Here is a 22,408-nt window from a genome sequence, read left to right on the forward strand (position 1 = left end):
CGTCGCCCGTAAGGGTGCACATCAGTTATGGAAATAGGTGAGTCCATTTCCGCAAAAATCACAAAATCAATTTTCAGTTTTTAGTCAATAATCAAATAGCAATGGAAATTTTAGTTGCTAACGAGTCACATTTTAAATACGCCCAGACAATCAGCGATACCATCACCGAATCAGCAAAGGTTCGTGGAACGGGTATTGCCCAAAGAACCCCTGAGTACATCATAAAACGGTTGCAGAATGGCAATGCGGTAATCGCCCTCGATGGGGATACCTTTGCGGGCTTCTGTTATATTGAAGTTTGGGGGAACAAAAATTTTGTGGCCAACTCAGGACTCATAGTACATCCCGATTATAGAAAACAGGGACTGGCCAAAAAAATAAAGAAGGCCATTTTTGAACTCTCACGAGAAAAGTTCCCAGATGCCAAGATTTTTGGGATTACCACGGGCTTGGCCGTCATGAAAATGAACTACGAACTCGGTTACAAACCGGTTACCTTTTCTGAATTGACCGATGATCCGGAGTTTTGGAAAGGATGCCAGACCTGCAAGAATTTTGACATCCTGACCCGAACGGAAAGAAATATGTGTCTCTGCACCGGAATGTTGTACGACCCTGAAAGTCAAAAACCCGAATCGAAAAAATTAAACGGAAAAGCTTTTAAACGATTAAAAAGCATAAAGGAAACGCTGTTCCTAAAAAAGAAAACAAAATGAAAAAACTAGTATTGGCCTATAGCGGTGGATTGGACACTTCGTATTGCGCTAAATCACTTTCAAAAGAAGAAGGTTTCGAGGTGCATGCGGTAAGCGTGAACACAGGTGGATTTACCCCAACCGAAATCAAGGAAATTGAACAAAAAGCCTTGGAACTTGGAGCCACCTCCTATACCTCATTGGACGCCGTTTCCAACTTTTACGAAAAGGTGGTGAAGTACCTCATCTTTGGAAATGTGCTCAGAAATAACACATATCCTCTTTCTGTAAGTGCTGAGCGAATTGTTCAAGCCGTTGAAATTGTAAACTATGCCAAAAAAATAGGAGCCAAATACATCGCCCATGGAAGCACAGGTGCAGGGAACGACCAGGTTCGGTTCGATATGATTTTCCAAACCATTGCCCCAGAGATAGAGATTATCACTCCTATCCGGGACAACAAATTGTCCAGGGAAGCTGAAATCGAATATTTGAAGCAGAACGGAGTGGACTATCCCTGGGAAAAAGCGAAATACTCGATTAACAGGGGGTTGTGGGGCACTTCGGTAGGTGGAGACGAAACCCTTAGCTCGCATTTACCACTTCCTGAAACCGCCTATCCAAGTCAACTGGAGAAACAAAGTTCCAAGAAACTTACATTGACTTTCAACAAAGGTGAGCTTGTCGCTGTGGATGGGGAAGTTGGAAATCCTGTGGATAATATTGAGAAACTTGAGAGTATAGCTTCCAAATATGCCATTGGCAGGGACATTCATGTGGGTGATACCATAATTGGAATAAAGGGAAGGGTCGGTTTTGAAGCCGCTGCTCCCTTAATTATTATTAAAGCACATCACCTTTTGGAAAAGCACACCTTGAGCAAATGGCAGCAGTACCAAAAAGAGCAGCTGGCCAATTTCTATGGAATGCTATTACATGAAGGAAATTATTTGGATGAGGTTATGCGGAACATCGAAGCGTTTTTGGCAGATACCCAAAAGAATGTTTCCGGGGATGTTTTTGTGACCCTTCATCCCTATCGATTCGATTTGGATGGCGTCTCCTCTCCGCATGATTTGATGAATGCTTCCTTCGGAAGTTATGGCGAGATGAACAAAGGTTGGACCGCTGATGACGCCAAAGGATTTATCAAGATTCTTTCCAACCCCGGGAAAATTGCTAACCATGTAAACCAACATCATGATTAAAGTAGGAATAATAGGAGGTTCTGGTTACACCGGAGGCGAATTGATTCGATTGCTCCTAAACCATCCAGAAGCGGAAATAGATTTTGTGTTCAGTACCACAAGGGCTGGAAAACCAATTACCGCTGCCCATGCAGATTTATTGGGTGTGACCAACTTGGAATTCACTGGTAAGGTAAATTCCAGTGTGGATGTGGTGTTCCTATGTTTAGGTCATGGCAATTCATCAAAATTTTTAAAGGAAAACTCATTTGATCCCGCAACCAAAATTGTGGATCTAAGCAATGAGTTTAGGTTGAAAGCTGATGCCACTTTTCAAGGAAAAACCTTTGTTTACGGTCTTCCCGAGTTGCAAAAAGAAAGTATTGAAAAGGCAGATCATATTGCAAACCCCGGGTGTTTTGCTACTACCATTCAATTAGGATTGCTTCCCTTGGCAAAGGCCGGTTTGTTACAAAATCAGGTGCACGTCAATGCAGTGACAGGCAGCACAGGAGCAGGAGTTGGACTTTCATCCACCTCCCATTTCAGTTGGCGGAACAACAATGTTTCGTGGTACAAACCCTTTACCCATCAGCATTTGGGTGAAATCGGGGAAAGTTTGGATTCTTTTGGAAACGAAACAGGAAAATTGTTCTTTCTACCCAATAGAGGAAACTTCACCAGAGGTATCCTAGCCACCAGTTATACCCAATTCGATGGTAGCTCGGAAGATGCCGAAGCGTTGTATCATGATTTTTACAAAGATGATGTCTTTACGCACGTGTCAGATGAACCCATCCACCTAAAACAAGTGGTAAATACCAACCAATGCCATGTGCATTTATACAAGCACGAGGATACTCTATTGATAACCTCTGCCATCGATAATTTATTGAAAGGAGCTTCCGGACAAGCTGTGCAAAACATGAATTTGATGTTTGGATTGGAGGAAACACAAGGATTACAACTAAAAGCAGGAGTGTTTTAAAAAAATAAACAGATGAAAATAGCAATCATAGGAGCGGGAAATTTGGGATTGTCCATAGCAAAAGGTGTTTTACACAGTAATGGAGCCACAACCATGTACCTTACCAAAAGAAACACATCGGAAATCAAGGATTTTGAAAAGTATGGCAATGTTACCGTAACCACAGATAACAAAGAGGCCATCCAAAATTCAGATACTTTGATTTTTGCTGTTCAACCTGGACACTTCAGTTCCATTTTGGAAGAGGTGAAAGACCTTTTGACCGAAAACCATGTCATCATCAGCACCATAACCGGGTTCAGTATCTCAAAGATTGAGGAAATTATTGGAGATGACAAATACATCATCCGAAGCATGCCCAATACAGCCATCTCTGTTGGAAATTCCATGACCTGTATCTGTAGTAACAAATTAGGTCAAAAACGAATTGATTTGGCCAAGGCCATTTTCAATCGAATGGGACATACTTTAGAGATTCCAGAAGAACAGATGCAGGCGGCAACGGTAATTTGCGCCAGCGGTATTGCTTTCTGGATGCGTTTGATTCGAGCTACGACCCAAGGGGCAATTCAATTAGGTTTTGATGCCAAGGAAGCCCAAGAACTGGCCATGCACACCTGTAATGGGGCCGCTAGTCTGTTAATTGAATCAGGAAACCATCCTGAAGAGGAGATTGACCGTGTAACCACCCCCAAAGGATGCACTATAGAAGGGTTGAACGAGATGGAACACCAAGGATTGAGTTCGTCGCTTATCCGAGGTATCGTAACGTCGTTTGAAAAAATAAGTAAAATCAGAAAAGGATAATAAATGTCAGGTCAAGATGTCATCCTGAGCAATGTCACACTGAGCCTGTCGAAGTGTTGCGAAGGGGCTGTCGAGATCTAAATAAATAGATTCCCACCTCCGTGGGAATGACAAATTAAAAAGATGAAACTATTTGATGTATATCCGCTTTATGATGTAACCCCAGTATCTGCAAAGGGTATTGAGGTAACTGATGACAAAGGTTCGACATATCTTGATTTCTATGGAGGGCATGCTGTGATTTCCATTGGACATTCCCATCCACATTATGTGAATCGGCTTAAAGAGCAACTGGATAAGATTGGATTTTATAGCAATTCCATTCAAAACCCCTTGCAACATCAATTGGCTGAAAAATTGGGGAAATTGTCACAATGTGAAGATTATAACCTTTTCCTGTGCAATTCCGGAGCGGAGGCTAATGAAAATGCCTTAAAGTTGGCTTCCTTCCACACTGGAAAATCCAAGGTCATTGCCTTTAAAAATGGCTTTCATGGGCGGACTTCAGCGGCGGTAGCGGCAACCGACAACCTGTCGATAAATGCTCCAATCAATCTTCAGCAAGAAGTTACTTTTTTGCCACTGAACGATTTTGATGCTTTTGAAAGTACAATTCAATCCAATGACCACTGCGCCGTGATTCTAGAAACCATTCAAGGTATTGGAGGCTTGGACGAACCTACGACGGAGTTCATTCAATTTGTCGCGAAAAAATCCAAGGAGAAGGGCATAGTGTTCATTACTGATGAAATTCAATGTGGATTTGGAAGAAGTGGCAAATTCTTCGCTTTTCAACATCACAATATTCAGCCCGATATCATTTCAATGGCCAAAGGCATGGGGAACGGCTTTCCTGTCGGTGGTATTTTGATTCACGAATCCTTTAAGGCGTCCTATGGTCTTTTGGGGACGACCTTTGGTGGCAATCATTTGGCCTGTGCTGCGACCCTGGCTGTTTTGGAAGTGCTAGATGATGAAGATTTAGTATCGAATTCCAATGCGTTGGGAGATTATTTCAAAGAAAAAGCAGCGGAAATTCCCCAAGTAAAACAGATTAAGGGAAGAGGATTAATGCTAGGATTGGAATTTGATTTTGAAGTGGCCGAATTGCGAAAAAAATTGATTTTCAACCAGAAACTGTTCACTGGAGGGGCAAAAGACAAGTATGTGCTTCGAATTCTCCCTGCATTGAATATCACGAAAGAACATATCGACCTATTTTTTGAAGCATTAAAAGCAGAATTACAATGAGTTTGCTATTATCCATAGAAAAACGAAATGCTGTTTTGACCTCAATGTCAGAACTGGTGAAGTTGGAACAATCCAAAATTCTGGAAGCCAATAAAAAGGACCTTGACGGTTATTCAGGGGAAGATTTGGCAATGGGAGACCGATTAAAAGTGGATACCTCAAAAATTGATAGTATGGTGTTATCACTGCAACAACTCGCATCGCAAGAAGATCCTTTGGGTGTTGAACGTTTTCAATTTACCCATGAAAATGGAATCCACATCAGCAATAAAACAGCACCCTTTGGCACCATATTGATTATTTATGAATCCAGACCGGACGTGACCATCGAAGCTGCAGGAATTGCATTCAAATCCGGGAACAAAATATTATTGAAGGGTGGTAAGGAGTCCCTTAACAGCAATCTCGTGTTGGTTCAATTATGGCACAAAGCATTGGAAGAACATGGATGTTCTACAGATTGGGTCACTTATTTACAATTTGACCGTGCACAAACACAAAGCTTTTTGGAGCATCCCTCACAAAAAATCGATTTGATTGTTCCAAGAGGAGGGGAAAAACTCATTGCGTTTGTAAAACAACATGCTACCTGTCCGGTAATCGTAAGTGGTCGTGGAAACAACTTCCTATATGTCGATTCTGAGGCTGACCTAGAAATTGCTTTGGAGGTTATCCTCAATGCGAAAACCACCAAAATATCGGCCTGTAATGCTTTGGACAAAGTTCTTGTTGCCGCCGATTTACCTAGAAAACAGGAGTTTTTGACCCAATTGGCCCAAAAACTTAAAAAGGACAAGTTTCAGATTCTAACGGACAAACCCCTTTCCAGTCTATCAGACACCAATGAAATAGATGATGAATCCATTTGGTACGAAGAGTTTTTGGATTACAAAATTGTACTCGGTCAAGTGGCTGATCTTACCGAAGCCATTGCAAAAATAAATACCTATAGCGGTGGACATTCAGCAGCCATCATCACAGCAAACAATAAGAAAGCGGAAGCCTTTATGCAATCTGTGGATTCTGCCGCCGTCTACCATAATGCCTCTACCCGATTTACCGATGGAGGTCAATTTGGATTGGGGGGAGAACTTGCCATCAGTACGGATAAATTGCACCAAAGAGGGCCTATCGGTCTTCAACATTTGGTAAGCAACAAGTGGTATGTAACCGGAAATGGTCAAACTAGATAAGATGAAGAAACGAATATTGCTTAAAATAGGTTCGAACACCTTAACGAAAGAGACCAACCAAATTTCTCGCGGAAAAGTAGAGGATATTGGAAGGCAAATCGCCCAACTTTCCTCCAAATATGAATTTATCATTGTAAGTTCCGGGGCAATTGCTGCTGCCAAACAATTCGTAAAGTTGGAACATTCAGGTCCAGAAATCAATGTAAAACAGGCCCTGGCCGCTATAGGGCAACCACATTTGATGCGAATTTTTCAAGAAAGTTTCAGGGAATTGGGCTTGCTCACTTCGCAATGTCTGCTGTCGTATTCCGATTTTGAAAATGCGGACTCAAAAGTGAATATTAAAAACACCATCAATGTTTTGGTGGCCAATAATTTCATTCCAATAATCAACGAGAATGATACCGTGGCAACGGATGAAATCAAATTTGGTGACAATGATAAGTTAGCCGCCCTTACTGCCGCTTTGTTGGAAGCCGATTTATTATTGATTGCTACCAACACCAATGGAATCTATACAAAAGAATCCTTAAGTGATAATCAACCCAAGACTATCCGAACAGTTAGTGACCTTCAAAATTTAAATAAGGAAATCGGCAATGGGAAATCAACCCATGGAACTGGAGGCATGCAATCCAAAATCGAGGCCGCCACTATAGCACAACATGCAGGAATCGAAACCTGGATTGTTAACGGTTTGAATGAAAATTTCATTCAAGATGCACTAGAGGATTTAATATACTATACAAAAATTACATCATGAAACACTACCTCTCCATAAACGATATTGACCATCTTTCGACATGTGTGGAAGAGGCCAAAGTTTTGAAAACGGTGCCTCAAAAATTCAAGGCACTCGGAGAAGGCAAAACCATTTGCCTGTTATTTTTCAATAATTCCCTTAGAACCCGTCTGAGCACTCAAAAAGCAGCCATGAATTTGGGCTTGGATGTGATGGTCATGAATTTTGGTAGTGAGGGCTGGGCCTTGGAATATGGTGATGGGACCGTTATGGATCAAGGTACATCAGAACATATCAAAGAGGCGGCGCAGGTAGTATCCCAATTTTGTGATGTTGTTGCAATTAGGGCATTTGCCAAATTAGAGGATAAAGAAAAAGACGAAGCCGAAGAAGTTTTGAACGGTTTTGCCAAATACGCTTCCATCCCTATTGTGAATATGGAAAGTTCCATTGCACATCCATTGCAGGCTTTGGCCGATGCCATTACCTTAGCGGAAAACAATTCCAAGGCCAAACCAAAAGTAGTTTTGTCCTGGGCGCCACATCCGAAGGCTTTGCCCCATGCGGTGGCAAATTCCTTTGTCAGGATGATGCGGTTACAAGATGCAGATTTTGTGATTACAAATCCTGAGGGCTATGATTTGGACCCTGAAATTACCAAAGGTTGTACCATTGAACATGACCAAGAAAAAGCATTGGAGGATGCTGATTTTGTTTACGTGAAAAATTGGAGCAGTTATTCCGATTACGGAAAGGTTTTGAATCAGAATTCGAGCTGGATGATCACGGCAAAAAAATTGGGAAAAGCGAAATTTATGCACTGCCTTCCTGTAAGAAGAAATGTAGTTGTTGAAGATGCGGTTCTGGACGGCGACCAATCCTTGGTCATTGAACAAGCAAATAATAGAACCTATTCAGCTCAAATTGTACTTAAGAAAATCTTGGAATCCATAAAATAAGGGCAATGGCAAAATTAAAAGACAAAGTATGTATTGTTACCGGTGCCACCAGCGGCATGGGCAAGGGCATTGCGGAAATGTTACATGCTGAAGGCGCCAAATTGATATTATCTGGTCGAAGTCAGCAGCGGGGTGACGACTTGGCTAAGACACTCAAAGGTTCCATATTCGTTCCTGGGGATGTTTCCAAGCCTGAGTACAACGAAAAACTGGTCAAAACTGCGATTGACCAATTCGGGAAGTTGGATATCCTTTCCTTAAATGCCGGTATTCTGGGATTAGGAAATGTGGTAGAGCTCCCTGTTTCCTCTTGGCAAAATACTTTGGATGTCAACCTAAGTTCCATTTTTTACATTTCGAAATATGCCATCCCCCATCTTGAAAATGCTGAGAAAGGGAATATTTTGATCAATGCTTCCATTGCCGCTTATAAGAGTTTTCCAAACCATCCAGCCTATTGTGCCACAAAAGGTGCCACAGTTGCGCTAATGAAGCAAATGGCGGTCGAATATGCCCCGAAAATCAGGGTCAATGCCATGTGCCCCGGGCCAGTGGACACTCCCTTGATTTGGGACTCGGCCAAAGCTTTTGAAAATCCAGAAGCAGCTGTTCAAGATGCTGCAAACGCTACCTTATTGCAACGATTAGGCACCCCGGAAGATGTTGCTAAACTAGCGCTCTTCCTATTATCGGACGATTCATCATGGATTACCGGAACGGCCATGACCATTGATGGAGGAATACTAAATGCTTGACATGAAACAAACACTTTCCATAGTAAAAATTGGTGGGAATATCATAGAAGACCCAAAGGGTCTTTCCAATATCCTTGGACTGTTCTCCCAAATGGATGGACATAAAATATTGGTCCATGGTGGTGGCAAAAAAGCCACTGAAATTGGAAATAAATTAGGTATCGAAGCAAAAATGACCAATGGCCGACGAATTACCGATGCCCAAAGTTTGGATGTGGCCATTATGGTATATGGCGGATTGGTCAGCAAAAAAATTACGGCCCAATTGCAAGCTTTGGGATGCAATGCCCTAGGGATGAGCGGTGCAGATGCCAACGCGATTCACGCCCATAAAAGACCCATAAAAGAGGTCGATTTCGGTTGGGTGGGAGATGTTGACGGTGTAAATTCAAACGGAATCTCAAAATTATTGCTGGCAGGCTTTACCCCTATTTTTTGTGCGCTGACACATGATGGCAAGGGACAATTATTCAATACCAATGCGGATACCATTGCTTCGGAATTGGCGATTGGCTTGTCATCTGAATTTGAGACGACACTATACTATTGTTTTGAAAAGAAAGGGGTCCTTCGAGATGTTGAAGACGAGCATTCAGTGATTCAACATATCAATTCCAAGACATACGAGACCTTATTGGCAGAAGGCGTTATCGCCGATGGTATGCTTCCCAAAATGCACAATTGTTTCCATGCCCTTCAAAATAATGTAAAACAGGTGTGCATTGGCGATTATGATATGCTACAAAAATCCACCTCAAATTTTACGACCTTAACGTTATGAAACCAAATCAAGGAGAGCTCACTCAAAAGGCACTGGAATTATTGCAACAACTGATTGCAATTCCTTCTTTTTCTGGAGAAGAGGACAAAACTGGTGATACCATTCAAAAATGGCTGTCCGACTTTGGAATGGAGACACAACGACAGTTCAACAACATATATGCTTTCAATAAGTATTATGATGAGAGTAAGCCCACATTGCTCCTGAATTCGCATCATGATACGGTGAAACCAAATTCCGCGTACACCAAAGACCCTTTCAACCCACATATTGAAGATGGAAAATTGTTTGGTCTTGGAAGTAATGATGCTGGTGGATGTTTGGTCTCCCTTTTGGCCACTTTTGTCCATTTTTATGAAGAAAAGAACTTGAGCCACAATATAATTATGGCGGCCACGGCAGAAGAGGAGAGCGCCGGTGAAAAAAGTTTGCGAGGTCTTTTGCCCATTCTCCCGAAAATCGATGTGGCTGTTGTGGGCGAACCCACCTTACTGGACCTGGCGATAGCCGAGAAAGGATTGATCGTGTTTGACGCGGTGATAGAGGGGACACCTTCCCATGCGGCGCATCCAAATGACAATAACTCCATCTACAATACCATCGAAGTGTTGAACTGGTTTAAAAATTGCTCTTTTGAAAAAGAATCCGAAGCTTTGGGCAAGGTAAAATTGACAGTAACCCAAATCAATGCAGGAAATCAACATAATGTTGTTCCCGCGAAAGTCGATTTGGTCGTAGATGTACGTGTGAATGATTGCTATTCGAATCAAGAAATTGCCGATATTTTGGATAAGGAGGCACCCTGCAAAATAACACCGCGTTCCCTACGATTGAATTCATCGGCCATTGACCCGACCCACGATTTGGTGAAGAGCGGAATCGCATTGGGTAGAAGCACCTACGGCTCCCCTACATTATCAGACCAGGCGGCCTTGAGCTGTCAGTCGGTAAAATTGGGGCCTGGAGACAGCACGCGCTCACATTCGGCCAATGAATTTATCTATGTAAAGGAAATTGAAGAAGGAATAGACCTATATATCAAAATTCTTTCAGGATTCTTAATTGAACTATAAAAATGCAATGATGACGGGAGAAACGGATTTATCGACCATACTGTCCAAAATGCAGCCCATTCTTAACGAAGGGGACTATGTTTTTATAAGTGTAGATCACACCTACCCTTTCAATCTTTCGCATGTTCATGGCATTTTTAAGGAAAAGGAAGGGATTACGCTGATCTTAAAAAAAGAAAAGGCGGACGATCTAAACCTGGAATATGGGTATATAGCATCCTGTATTACCTTGAACATTCACTCGGCCCTAGAAGCGGTCGGTTTTACGGCAGCAATTTCCAATACTTTGGCAAATAACGGAATCAGTTGTAATGTGGTTGCAGCATATTACCACGATCATATTTTTGTGGACAAGCAAGATGCCAAGGATGCAATGGAAATTTTATTGGGATTAATGAACCATTACAAATTGAAAAAATGAAACTCTGGGACAAAGGTTTTAGCACGGATAAAAAAATAGACCATTTTACGGTGGGTAACGATCGTGAACTGGATCTACTACTCGCAAAATATGATGTTATAGCATCCAAGGCACACGCAAAAATGTTGGGCAAAGTAGGTTTGATCACCGAGGATGAAACCAAAAACTTGATACTGGAATTGGACAAGATAGCCCGATGCATAGAAGATGGGGTATTTACCATTGAAGATGACTTTGAGGACATGCACTCCAAAATTGAGTTTTTGCTGACACAGAAACTGGGGGATACCGGTAAAAAAATCCATACGGCTAGGTCCCGAAACGATCAGGTTTTGGTGGCCATGCAGCTTTACCTGAAAGATGAATTGGCAGAGATCAAAGCCGAGGTCAAATCCCTTTTTGACCTTTTGCTTGATTTAGCAGAAAAGCATCAATCCGTTTTGTTGCCAGGTTACACCCACTTACAAATTGCGATGCCTTCTTCATTCGGACTCTGGTTTTCAGCTTACGCCGAAAGTTTGGTCGATGACCTGTACTTTGTACAGGCAGCTTATCGGATTGCGGACCAGAATCCCCTGGGAAGCGCCGCGGGGTACGGGAGTTCATTTCCTATTGATAGAAACTACACTACAACGGAATTGGGCTTTGAGACCTTAAAGTATAATGTGGTTGCCGCCCAAATGGGTAGGGGTAAGGTGGAAAAAGCCACTGCCTTGGGCATTTCGAGCATTGCCGCTACTTTATCCAAACTTGCAATGGACATCTGTTTGTATATGAGTCAAAATTTTGACTTCATATCATTTCCTGATGAGCTCACCACGGGAAGCAGCATAATGCCACACAAGAAAAATCCGGATGTATTTGAATTGATTCGGGGCAAGTGCAATAAAATTCAATCCATCCCCAACCAATTGACCATGATTACCAATAATTTGCCCAGTGGATACCATCGAGATCTACAATTGGTAAAGGAGGTTATTGTGCCCGCAATTCAGGATATCAAAGCCTGTCTGGAAATGATGGTTTTTAGTTTGAAGGAAATCCAAGTAAACACCAAAATACTAGATGACCCCAGGTACGATTATCTATTCAGTGTTGATACTTTAAATGAATTGGTAAAAAGCGGAATGCCCTTTAGAGATGCCTATAAATCCATGGGCAAGGATATTGAAGCAGGTACTTTTACTCCAAAAAAGGATATCAACCATACGCATGAAGGTAGTTTGGGAAATTTGTGTTTGGCGGAGATCCGCTCGAAAATAGAAAGAGTGCTCGCATAAAAAAGTTAATCGATATCAGTTGTCAATCCGCACGTCCTATCCGTCAATTCTAGTCACCCTTTTAAGGTAAAGTTCCGCAAATTCACTTTTATATGCTGATGATGATTCAGCGTCCTTGGATATAAATTATTATGACGGATTTATATCCTTTTAACTAAAAGGATATCAAAAATGGGATCTTGGGGAATAAAAGCATTGGAAAGTGATAATGGATTGGACGTCATTGAATTTTTAGAAGATCTTTATTCAGGAAAAACAGCATTGGTACTTTCCGAAATAGTCTCTTCTTTCGTCGAAGAAGGCCTTCTGGGCAAGGACAGCGATGAAATTGATTACTTCTATGACAACACGGCAATTTCAGTTGCTGAATTATTGATAATATATAAGGAAAAAGGGGAGTTGGACTACGACAACGAAGATGAGAAAATCTCCTTGCGCAAGAAAACCCATTTTCATTCTGACAAAAAATCAATTGAATTCATTTTGCGGTGCTTGACTGACATAAAAAATGAAAAACCAGATAAGGACGGAATAAGAGAATATGTCGAATTGAAGAAAGAATCAGCTTCTTATGAGAGGTGGAAAGAGCACTTGGAAAGTCTAATCAGTAAGCTAAACAATGAAATAAATTAGAAATCCTCGATTTTCATTGAACATTCAATCACAATGGCAAACAAATTGTACTTCCCAATTTTCATCCTACTCGCAAGCTGCTCGGCCTTAAAAGCCCAACAAGACATCGATTGTCATATTTCAACCATTGAAGGAGCACAGCATCTTGTCTGTGGGGCTTCAACTGCTATAAATATTCCTGAAAATTCCTGTTACGAATACATTGAAGAGAAAACCATTACTGTTGGCGAAAAATTCATCATCATACAGGTGCTGGACGAAATGTACAACAATCGTGGCGCCTTGATTTTTGACAAAAATGGCACCCAAATCAATTTTGATATTGTTCAAGCCGAACGGGAAAAGTACTATGAGCACTACAACTGCTGTATCAATGTGAAAGAATACCAATCCAGGCTTTATTTCTGGGATATGGTGGATGAGAACGGCGAAGATTACAATTGCTATTACGACTCTCAAACCGAATATGCATTATACTCCATTCCGCGGTATTACATTTTTGATGCCAAGAAAAATACTGTCGAAACGAAAATCGTAAAGAACCCATGTTCCACACTTTTTCAGGGCGGGGAATTGGTATGTAATTAACCAGATTGATGCCTTTTAGTAAACTGGTTGATTCCGCAAAACCACAAGAGTTCGATTTTTTATGCTTAGTTTTCGGTAATGAACGATACCGATTACTTTTCACATCTCTATGAAATTGCGAGCCACCTGAACAAGGAGTTTTCCCTACATGCAGCGCTTCGCAAATCTTTGGAGAAAATGGTGGAAATCCTGGATCTCGAGACCGGGTGGATCTGGCTTACAGAACCAGATAACAAATCGGTGTATTTGGCAGCTTCCTATAATCTGCCCCCCGCGCTAAGTGATTATCCCGAACGACTCTCAGGTCCATGCTATTGTATAAAGCAATACCTCGCTGACGATATCGAGGAGGCCATGAACATCAGTGAGATTGCCTGTACACGATTGAAGGATATTGACTTGGGCACAAAAGGTCTTATGTTTCATGCAACGATTCCCATTATTATCAACAATCAAAAGGTGGGACTCATAAATTTATTGAGCAAAGAAACCGGCAAACTCACCGAAAAGGAACTCACCATTCTCAACACCATAAGTGAATTGGTGGGAACCGCCGTTCAACGTACCCGGTTACAACAATCATATGGCAACGGAAATGTTGCATCGGACACGGCCATACGTGATATATTACAACGTGTGTTCGCTCCAGAAATGAAAAGAATCGTTTCTTACCTTCAAAATTCCAAGAATGACACGGATAAAATAAAGGAAACCCTCAAAAGAGTCATCGACCTCCAAGGGCATTTAAAAACGTTGCTGAAGGAAACTGAGCGATATGAGGAAAGTGCTACTTTAAAAGAGCTCAACTATCCAGAAATGCCGTTGACCAAGCGCGAATTGGAGGTATTGACACTTATAAAAAAAGGACTTACCAATGAGCAAATTGGCAAACAACTGTACATCACGGAACGTACGGTGAAATTTCATGTTACGGCAATTCTATCCAAACTTCATGCCGACAATAGAACCGAAGCTGTGGACATTGGTCTAAAGCGGGGTCTTTTTAGTGTCTAATATTTGATACATACACCCCTGTACTTTAGTACAGTTCTTTTTCTGTACTTAGGTTCGTTTTATTCCCTCTTTCCTCTTATGACCTTTGTAATTCACTAAAAACAAAATATTATGAAAGCAAGAAGCATCTATATGGAGCACGCCAATATTACAGTAAACAACCTGCAAGAGGCCGTAAACTTCTTCCAAACGGCCTTCCCACATTTCAAAATAAGAGGAGGGGGTAACGAAATAAGGGAATGGGTCCATCTTGGCGATGACGATACCTACATAGCCATTAACCAAGCCAAGTATAGTGACTTAAAAAATGGCAAAAACTATGACACTATTGGAATCAACCATATTGGTTTTGTTGTCGAGGATGTGGAAGCAATAGCAACTAACCTTCTAAACGCGGGATATAAAAGGGACTTCCCAAAGGAGGTAGAACAGTTTAGGATCAGGGACTATTTTGCCGATGCCGATGGCAATCAATTTGAGTTTGTGCAATACTTGAGTGAGCTCCCTGAAGAGCGAAATAGCTACAACAAACAACTTACAGTATAATCAAAAAACGAACTATTTAGTCAGTTTTAACTCACCACCTGTTGCATTCATAAATGTACAGGTGGTTTTTGATTTCTTTGGTATAGGTCTTCCGTGTACTTTCCTAACTCCATTTCCACACTTTTTTCCAACCGCTAAGTGAAAAAGGGCATCCGTTAATTCAAACCGGCTATTCATAAGATGGAGGCTTCACAAAACATTGCTGTACAGTATGTTTGTGTCAGTCAGCGTTGAATAACTCTTAGAGTTAGGAATTCTTAAAGCAAGTGTTCAGCGCATAACTATATAGCAATGCACTTTTCATTGACTTTCGGTCTCTAAAGTGTTTAGTTTAGTTGAGGTTTCCATTGCACCAAGGGATTGCGCCCTAATTCCTTGGTAGTGATGGATAAACCAAAGGAATTATCTCCACTTAGTTTAATCTATTATGCTGGAAAGAGCCATTGAGGAAATGGCTCTTTTTAATTAAAATTTGATTTCAAAATACCATAAAGTTTTCATCTTTTCATAGGAATTTGAAATCAGTCTTATAAAGCTATCCTTTGTAAGTTATCCATTTAAGAATATCAAGGTTTGGTGTCTACATTCTTAAATACAAAGGATAAACAAGTCCCTCAAGGTAATTCTTGGGGGGTTTTTATACTGCTTTATGGTCCAATTATGCATTTCATCAGAAAAAATGGTCAGTTAGTCCGAATAAGTGCCTCCATCAATTAAAACACCACATCCGTCTATTACCTCAAAGGAATCTGATTTACAATTCGTTATTTAGAATCGTGATTTTAATAATAGTGCCCAAATCTTTTACTTAACCCTATTGAATATGCATTTACTTACAATAATCTGGACCCTGTTTTGCGCTTCCCTAATTATGGGATATCCCTTGTACCTGCTTCATAAATCTTCAAAGTTCATAGAAATTGCTAACGAACAATCCTTTCTGGTCAAATCAAATATGGTAGAGTTGATTTCATTTGACTTGAGTCACCATTTGCCAGGCTGGTCCATAAAACTTGACGTTCCGCAAATCACAGAAGAAGTATTATATAATAATCTGTTGTTGTTTTATTTAGAATCTTCGGATTCCTGCTTAAAACTGCCACTTAGCAACGGTACTTTAGGGTACACGGCCAGTGTATATAAAAATGTTGGAAAGGTTTATGTCACATTTAAATCCTTGGTGGATGGCGTCTCAAACTTTTATGCCCCGTCCTGTCATATTAGCAAGCTTAAGATTCTTATTGTAAAACCTATCCTTGACGTTTCAGAAGGGCAAACAATCCCGAAAACTGCCAAAGCCGATATGTATAAGTCCCTGCAGAAGGCAAAGGTCAATATCAATCAGTACGAAGAAGTTATTGAATACCTTAGCAATATTGCCATGATAGAATATAAGGGGTACTCAACCCGTGCACTTAGCGGAGAAAACCAAAACCTTGATACGTTCGCACAATCGAACAAAACCGCGGCATTATCTCCGACAACATAACAACTCTCCTTACCGATTTTGCCTAAAATCAGATTTAAATAGTCATTCGGTTCTATACCGCCACCATTTCATATCCACAATTTGTCAATTGAAATCATGGATGCATCAATTCTGTGATTTTTAATAGGGTTATCCTAGTAGATTTAGACTTTGAACTTTACAACGAACCTAGCATAACCGTCAAATGATACACTTACCTAAGAATAGATTTACAAGCTCGTCTCTAGTATTTCCATAATTACAAGCAAGTATGGGGTTATGCTGCGCAACCGTAATTACTGGAAAGAATGAGATGGGCTTTGTAATCAGTAGCATAACATCGTACGTTTTATATATTGAATTAGAGCTAAAACAAGCCAATTTGATATAAAATATTTATAACTTGATGCTGTGGCACAGTCGATATTCAACTTTTATAGTTGTGTGTCACACTCGCAAAACCAAACTACAAATTACTGAAAAACAATGTTTTAACATTAAAACCTTTTATTAAGCCAAAAATCAACCCCGATGAACTTAAAAGTAGTAATAGTAGAAGACGAAAAACACAGTAGAGAAATACTGAAATCCTTACTTGAAGAATTTTGCCAAGATGTAAAGGTTATCGCCGCGGCGAGTACCGTTGAAGAAGCCGTAAAGGTGTTATCCGTTTTTAGTCCAGATGTGGTTTTTTTGGATATCGAATTACAATCTGGAGTAGGCTTCGATATCCTTGAGCAAATTAAAGAACCTAGCTTTGAGATAATTTTCACAACGGCATTCGAAAAATATGCCGTCAAGGCCATTAAATTTAGCTCGTTGGATTATTTGCTTAAGCCAATAGCCCTTGATGAACTTCAAAAAGCAGTTGAAAAAGCAAGGGTAAAAATCGACACCAACGTTTATCGCCAACAATTGGATACGCTTATGCAAAGTTTATCCAGACAATCCAATAAACAGGAAAAAATCTGTCTGGCAACCACAGCAGGAATGGAATTCATAGCCATTGATGATATTGTCCTTTGCAAGGCCGACGGATCTTATACATCCTTTGTGCTAAAGAACAAAAATTCACTTTTGGTGAGCAAACATCTTAAAGAATATGAGAATTTGTTGGCGGATCAGCTGTTTATGCGTGTTCACAATAGCTATCTGATCAATTTAAGAGAGGTGAAAAAGTACATCAAATCAGATGGTGGTTACATTATCATGAGCAATGACATGCATGTAAGTCTTTCACCTAGAAAAAAAGATGATCTGATCGATGCCATGAGAAGATTATAGTCTACCGGACTTAAAGGTAATCTAACTTTCTTTTTTGCTATTGACCAAGCTCTTGGTAAATTCGTTTAGAGCCTCAACCTTTTGGTCAAAGTCCCCTTTGAGAGTTTTCCGGTATTCGTTAAGGTTTTTGACCAAATCATCTATGTTTTCTGGAAGAACATCTTCAAAAAACTGTCTTAACCTCTTTGCCACTGTTGGGGACTTTCCATTGGTGGAAATGGCTATTTTGACATTACCCTTGGTAACAATTCCCCCCATATAAAAATCACAGAATGGTGGATTATCAGCTACGTTGACCAGAATGCTTTGCGCCCTGCAATCGTGGTAGACCTGCTCGTTTACCTCGACCTTATCCGTGCAGGCAACAACCATATGCTTGCCCTTCAAGTATTTTTTATGGTATACAGCTCTCGTAATCTCAACCGTATGCTTATCGGCCAATTCCAAAGTATCTTTCAAAAACTCAGGAGCAACCATTTGGACCTTGGCATTTGGACTTGATTTAAGTAAAAAGGACAACTTTTCAAGTCCAACATTGCCTCCTCCAACAATCAGTATGTTTAAATTGGTTGCTTTGAGAAAAATAGGATATAGTTCATTCCGCTCCATCTACAATTACTTTTTGTATTAAAAGTATTCAGAATACCCCACACAGCAAAAACCTTACCTCCCCTTTCACAATTTGAGTCAAAAAAGAACGCTATTTTTTAATGACCCTCCCATCACTTGTCAATACCTGCCTAATAATTTCTGCATCACCTTTATAAAAAAGTCTTGCGTCCGAATTAGCAGTTACATCGATGGTATTGGAAACGGTTAAGTAGGCATCACTATCCGATGAAAGGGAAATCTCCAAATCCTCGATGTGAAGCCCATAATCCTTCAATCTGCTATCTGAGGACAAGGTGGCTTTCAAGTCATTGATTCTTCCAACGGCATCAATACTGCTATCCGAAGATAGCTTAAGGGTTGCGTCCTGTGTTTCTATTTCACCTTCCAATCTGGCCCCAGAGGAAAGATTCATATATGTGTTCGATGCATCCAAATACATATCGGCACTGCTATCCGACGAAGCCCTTAACTCAAAGTCGTTTGTTGTAATATCTCCCTTAAAATATGCGTCGGAGCTCAATTCCACCTTTACATTTTCTGCATCCAAGGGGTCGTCCAAATAGATAGCCGCATCTGAAGACGCTTTGAAGTCCCGGATTTCTGCCATTGTAATATACAGCTGTAGTGTTTCAGGCCCCTTGACGTTAAGATTGTTTTTGAGTTTAACCGTAAGTTCTCCCCCTTCTTTGTAGATTCTTATCTTATCAAACAAGTTGTCGTTGGCCCTTATTCGTACACTTTCCTCAGTATCTGAAAAAGTAACGTAGGCTTTGAAATCCGTAGCGACGGATAATGCCGTAACATTGTCGAAATCGTATTCCCTGGTAGATACCTCATCGGATACCCTGATGGTTTCATAAGAGCAAGAGGAAGCAAAGATCCCTATTGCCACCGCAATAAAAATTCGTTTAATTGTTATCATGATGTTCGTTTTTGATTAAAATTCCAATCGGTAATTGAGCAACGGCAAAAGTTCTAGCTGGTACTCCGTTTCCGTAGTTCGAGTTACCGGATTAAAGAAGACCTCATCCACATTGAGTCTGTTGGTCACATTTTGAATATCAAAAGAGATTACATGGGATACTTTGGGCCTATTGATGCGATAGGAGAAACTTGCGTCTATCCTCCAATAATCATCCAATTCGATGGTATTTCTTTGATTTTCCAGTAATCTGATGCGTCCAGTTTGATCAAAAAACTCCAAATCGACCGGAGTTTCCCGCTTGCCTCCGTTCCATAACAATTTGGCATTTATTCCAAATATGTTATTGTTGTTTTTTCCCATTTTAAACTCTTTCCCCCCAACTACATTAAAAGTATAGTTGGCATTGTACCGGCTATTGTACCAATTGCCATCGCCTGCCCTGTACTGGGAATCAAAAAGGGAACTGGTCACCAAAAAGTAATATTGGTTTGAAAAGAATTTCTCAAAGGTGAGTTCCAAACCATAATTTCTGGCCTTTCCTGAGTCCACTAATGCAGATTCAATAAAGCGACCGTTCAAAAAGGAATCCGTAAACCCAGGAGTTGCCGATATGGCCACTTTGTTCAAATCCTGATAGTACACTTCGACCTTTACATGTCCATTTTTTATGACACGCCAATCGTACCCCAACACGTAGTGGGCGGCCCGCATCAAATCCAAATTTGCGTTGGGTGTGCTCACATTTCCTTGTGCATCAGATACCTCAATAAAGTATTGATTCAATGGCATTCGTCTGGAATGCAAACCAACCCCAGCGCTCAAAGTATGCTTTGGGGTGATTTTATACTCAATTCCCCCTCTTGGTTCCAAAACAAAATCACTATTCACCGAAAATGAGGAAGCATGAAGTCCGAAAGTGGTTGAAAACTTTTCATTGAACCGATACTTGGCCTGTGAGAAAAATTGCAAAAAAGTTCCATTGCCGTCGGCGTTCACCAGTACTTCGGTATCAGTATCCCTTGTCTCATCAGAAAGTACATCATAGGATAATCTACTATATACAAATCCTGTTTTAAGTGAGGTTTTTGCATTGAATTTTTGATTGAGGTTGGCACTGATTCGAACAGCATTGTTCCGAAGAATATCCCTTTCCCTAAAAAAATTGGAGTTGATTCTATTGTCCAACGAAAAGATATAATCGCTGCGGTTTCCAGAATAAGAAATCGCAGCATCCAACGAGGTATTGGGATTGAAAAAATGCTTCAGATTAAGTCCTCCCATATAGGTTTTGGAATCAAAGACTTCATCTTCAAAGACATCGGGATTTACTTGGTCGGCATTGTCTTGATTATTCTCGCTTAACCCTCCCATTCCCCAAGCAGAAAGATTTGTTTTTTCTCCCAAGGGAAGGTTCACCTTGAATGCAAGATCTTGAAAGGTTGGCACCGAACCTTCGGACACTTCAATGATATTGTTCAAAATGGTCAAAGTCGAATATCGATAGTTGACCAGATAGGAACCTTTGTAATTTGTGGAAAAAGGGCCTTCGATGGCCAAATCGGTTCCCAAAATCCCAAATTGAAATGCGTATTCTGTATTTTCAGCATTTCCATTTCTGAGTTTGATATCGAATACCCCTGAAGTTGCATTGCCATATTCCGCAGGAAAGGCTCCGGTAAAAAAATCGGAATTTCCTAGCATATTGGTGCTTAACAGGCTCACCGCCCCAGGTGAATACCCTTCTTCAGAAAAATGATTGGGTTCAGGTACTTCCACTCCCTCAATTCTCCATAATAACTGATTGGGAGCGTTCCCTCGAATAACAATTTCATTGGTTGTATCATCGGTATTCGTAACCCCGGCAAAAGAAAGCGCCATTCTTCCCGGGTCGCTAATACTCGCAGGAAAGCGTTTTGTTTCTTCAACTCCAAAAGATCTGGCACTTACCGTGGCCAATTTATTGTTAGGTTTTATTTGATCCCTACGTGCTTGCACCACAACCTCTCCCAATTGGTTTAGGGATTCTGTCAATCGTATTGTTAGATTGATTTCTTTTGCGGACCCCACTAATACTTCGGAAATCGATGCATCTTCATAGCCCAAATAGCTGATTGCAAAGGATTGCCTACCAACGGATACGTTTTCCATGGAGAAAAACCCCTGTGCATCGGTGATGACGCCAATTTGCGGATCAGAACCCAGAAGAACAATGGTAGCGCCCATTAAGGGACTTCCAGTAGCAATGTCCGTCACTTTTCCTTTTACGGTTTGTGTCAAATCCTGTGCATTTCCAATAAATGCCATAGCAAGGAACAGACCCAATAAAAATGCGCCCTTGTTTATTTCTTTTCTCATGCTGTTGTGGATTTCTTTTAGCGAAGTTCCTTTTCGAGTTTGAGCATGGGCATCCAATAGAAATTTATTGCTGACCATTCGTTAATTTCCAAATTTTGGGAACTTCTGATGAACACGGCTCCATTCTTTGAAAATACATGTTTCGCTACTAGTCCTTGATTAATTGACGGTTCGTTTTTTGATTTGTTATTCATCTCGTAAATGTTTTTTATATCTGTTTCTTCCCATATTAAAAACCCCTACTTTGATACCGATACCCCCAGAAAACCCATTGATTCTTGACAAAGGGTTGAATTCTAGATCCAGTTTACTCGAAAAGCGGTATTTGACCCCGGCTTCCAATTGAAGGTATCTTGAAACATTGAACAGCAAGCTTACGCCCGGTTCCAAAACAAAAATGGCATCGATATCATCTTCATCAATTTCCTCTCCAATCCGATCATCAAAATTGTTTCCCAAATATCCGGCACCGCCAGCTCCAATCAACACTGGAAAGGAGAGGTTAACCGCAGATTCACTAAATAGGATTGGTTCTAAGTGCAAACCACCGTAAGCCGCCAATAAATCTTCATTGGTGGTAAGCGGATTATCTTGTTCGGAATATAGGACCGACCCCACGAATCCAACCTCAAATTTTCGATTCGCCACATAAGCAACTTTCAAACTCCCCCTATAAGTCTCCTTGCCGTCAATCTCCCCAAAATAGGTCGAAAGGCCCAGGTATACCCCATGCACAACATTTCTGCGGTCGTTAAATTCAATGTAATCTCCATCATCCTCCGTCTGGGCCGATGCACTGCATGCAAAGAGCACCAAAATGAAGAGTAGTAATCTGTTCTGTTTCATCGTTT

General features: G+C 40.8%; 23 protein-coding genes. 19 read left to right on the forward strand and 4 right to left on the reverse strand.

Annotated features, from left to right (window positions below; genetic code table 11):
* The first annotated feature begins 101 nt into the window (after nucleotides 1-101).
* The 19 genes from ACULLH_RS18075 (at nucleotide 102) to ACULLH_RS18165 (ending at nucleotide 17,665) form a co-directional block, all read left to right on the forward strand.
* Nucleotides 102-716, forward strand: a complete 615-nt coding sequence (locus ACULLH_RS18075; RefSeq protein ID WP_454090146.1) for a GNAT family N-acetyltransferase — start codon at nucleotides 102-104, stop codon at nucleotides 714-716.
* Complete coding sequence (locus ACULLH_RS18080; protein ID WP_454090147.1) at nucleotides 713-1,903, forward strand: argininosuccinate synthase; 1,191 nt, start codon at nucleotides 713-715, stop codon at nucleotides 1,901-1,903. Before ACULLH_RS18075 ends, ACULLH_RS18080 begins: the two co-directional genes overlap by 4 nt.
* Nucleotides 1,896-2,870 (forward strand): N-acetyl-gamma-glutamyl-phosphate reductase, encoded by a 975-nt coding sequence (gene argC, locus ACULLH_RS18085; RefSeq protein WP_454090148.1) that lies wholly within the window; start codon nucleotides 1,896-1,898, stop codon nucleotides 2,868-2,870. Before ACULLH_RS18080 ends, argC begins: the two co-directional genes overlap by 8 nt.
* A gap of 12 nt (nucleotides 2,871-2,882) precedes the next feature.
* Nucleotides 2,883-3,677, forward strand: coding sequence for a pyrroline-5-carboxylate reductase (proC, locus tag ACULLH_RS18090; RefSeq protein WP_454090149.1), 795 nt, complete (start codon nucleotides 2,883-2,885; stop codon nucleotides 3,675-3,677).
* A 123-nt stretch (nucleotides 3,678-3,800) separates the two neighbouring features.
* Complete coding sequence (locus ACULLH_RS18095) at nucleotides 3,801-4,928, forward strand: aspartate aminotransferase family protein (protein ID WP_454090150.1); 1,128 nt, start codon at nucleotides 3,801-3,803, stop codon at nucleotides 4,926-4,928.
* Entirely contained in the window at nucleotides 4,925-6,121 is a 1,197-nt protein-coding gene (locus tag ACULLH_RS18100; RefSeq protein WP_454090151.1) for a glutamate-5-semialdehyde dehydrogenase, read from the forward strand. The genes ACULLH_RS18095 and ACULLH_RS18100 overlap by 4 nt, the downstream gene beginning before the upstream one ends.
* Before the next feature lies 1 nt (nucleotide 6,122).
* Nucleotides 6,123-6,884: a glutamate 5-kinase gene (gene proB / locus ACULLH_RS18105; RefSeq protein ID WP_454090152.1), complete on the forward strand. Its 762-nt coding sequence runs from the start codon at nucleotides 6,123-6,125 to the stop codon at nucleotides 6,882-6,884.
* Nucleotides 6,881-7,822, forward strand: coding sequence for an N-acetylornithine carbamoyltransferase (locus tag ACULLH_RS18110; RefSeq protein ID WP_454090153.1), 942 nt, complete (start codon nucleotides 6,881-6,883; stop codon nucleotides 7,820-7,822). Before proB ends, ACULLH_RS18110 begins: the two co-directional genes overlap by 4 nt.
* 5 nt (nucleotides 7,823-7,827) lie before the next feature.
* Nucleotides 7,828-8,577, forward strand: coding sequence for an SDR family NAD(P)-dependent oxidoreductase (locus ACULLH_RS18115; RefSeq protein WP_454090154.1), 750 nt, complete (start codon nucleotides 7,828-7,830; stop codon nucleotides 8,575-8,577).
* A 1-nt stretch (nucleotide 8,578) separates the two neighbouring features.
* A complete protein-coding gene (gene argB, locus ACULLH_RS18120; RefSeq protein ID WP_454090155.1) occupies nucleotides 8,579-9,358 on the forward strand; it encodes an acetylglutamate kinase in 780 nt (259 codons plus the stop codon).
* Complete coding sequence (locus ACULLH_RS18125) at nucleotides 9,355-10,431, forward strand: M20 family metallo-hydrolase (RefSeq protein ID WP_454090156.1); 1,077 nt, start codon at nucleotides 9,355-9,357, stop codon at nucleotides 10,429-10,431. Before argB ends, ACULLH_RS18125 begins: the two co-directional genes overlap by 4 nt.
* 7 nt (nucleotides 10,432-10,438) lie before the next feature.
* Nucleotides 10,439-10,852 (forward strand): ACT domain-containing protein, encoded by a 414-nt coding sequence (locus ACULLH_RS18130; RefSeq protein WP_454090157.1) that lies wholly within the window; start codon nucleotides 10,439-10,441, stop codon nucleotides 10,850-10,852.
* Nucleotides 10,849-12,132, forward strand: a complete 1,284-nt coding sequence (gene argH, locus ACULLH_RS18135; protein WP_454090158.1) for an argininosuccinate lyase — start codon at nucleotides 10,849-10,851, stop codon at nucleotides 12,130-12,132. Before ACULLH_RS18130 ends, argH begins: the two co-directional genes overlap by 4 nt.
* A 171-nt stretch (nucleotides 12,133-12,303) precedes the next feature.
* Entirely contained in the window at nucleotides 12,304-12,765 is a 462-nt protein-coding gene (locus ACULLH_RS18140; protein ID WP_454090159.1) for a DUF4259 domain-containing protein, read from the forward strand.
* A gap of 33 nt (nucleotides 12,766-12,798) precedes the next feature.
* Nucleotides 12,799-13,353 (forward strand): hypothetical protein, encoded by a 555-nt coding sequence (locus ACULLH_RS18145; RefSeq protein WP_454090160.1) that lies wholly within the window; start codon nucleotides 12,799-12,801, stop codon nucleotides 13,351-13,353.
* Nucleotides 13,354-13,431: 78 nt separating this feature from the next.
* On the forward strand, nucleotides 13,432-14,367 hold the full coding sequence (locus ACULLH_RS18150) for a LuxR C-terminal-related transcriptional regulator (RefSeq protein WP_454090161.1): 936 nt from the start codon (nucleotides 13,432-13,434) through the stop codon (nucleotides 14,365-14,367).
* A 111-nt stretch (nucleotides 14,368-14,478) separates the two neighbouring features.
* Nucleotides 14,479-14,913 carry a VOC family protein gene (locus tag ACULLH_RS18155; protein WP_454090162.1) on the forward strand — a complete coding sequence of 145 codons (435 nt, stop codon included), beginning with the start codon at nucleotides 14,479-14,481 and terminating at the stop codon, nucleotides 14,911-14,913.
* An 823-nt stretch (nucleotides 14,914-15,736) separates the two neighbouring features.
* Complete coding sequence (locus ACULLH_RS18160; RefSeq protein ID WP_454090163.1) at nucleotides 15,737-16,402, forward strand: hypothetical protein; 666 nt, start codon at nucleotides 15,737-15,739, stop codon at nucleotides 16,400-16,402.
* Between the two features lie 510 nt (nucleotides 16,403-16,912).
* A complete protein-coding gene (locus ACULLH_RS18165; RefSeq protein ID WP_454090164.1) occupies nucleotides 16,913-17,665 on the forward strand; it encodes a LytR/AlgR family response regulator transcription factor in 753 nt (250 codons plus the stop codon).
* A 21-nt stretch (nucleotides 17,666-17,686) separates the two neighbouring features.
* On the opposite strand, the gene ACULLH_RS18170 is transcribed toward ACULLH_RS18165, so the two are convergent.
* The 4 genes from ACULLH_RS18170 to ACULLH_RS18185 form a co-directional block, all read right to left on the reverse strand.
* Nucleotides 17,687-18,274, reverse strand: a complete 588-nt coding sequence (locus ACULLH_RS18170; protein WP_454090165.1) for a precorrin-2 dehydrogenase/sirohydrochlorin ferrochelatase family protein — start codon at nucleotides 18,272-18,274, stop codon at nucleotides 17,687-17,689.
* A gap of 91 nt (nucleotides 18,275-18,365) precedes the next feature.
* Nucleotides 18,366-19,199 (reverse strand): GIN domain-containing protein, encoded by an 834-nt coding sequence (locus ACULLH_RS18175; RefSeq protein ID WP_454090166.1) that lies wholly within the window; start codon nucleotides 19,197-19,199, stop codon nucleotides 18,366-18,368.
* 15 nt (nucleotides 19,200-19,214) lie between these two features.
* Entirely contained in the window at nucleotides 19,215-21,557 is a 2,343-nt protein-coding gene (locus ACULLH_RS18180) for a TonB-dependent receptor (RefSeq protein WP_454090167.1), read from the reverse strand.
* Nucleotides 21,558-21,743: 186 nt separating this feature from the next.
* Nucleotides 21,744-22,403, reverse strand: coding sequence for a hypothetical protein (locus ACULLH_RS18185; RefSeq protein WP_454090168.1), 660 nt, complete (start codon nucleotides 22,401-22,403; stop codon nucleotides 21,744-21,746).
* Between the last annotated feature and the right edge of the window lie 5 nt (nucleotides 22,404-22,408).

The organism is Flagellimonas sp. 2504JD4-2 (assembly GCF_053642935.1).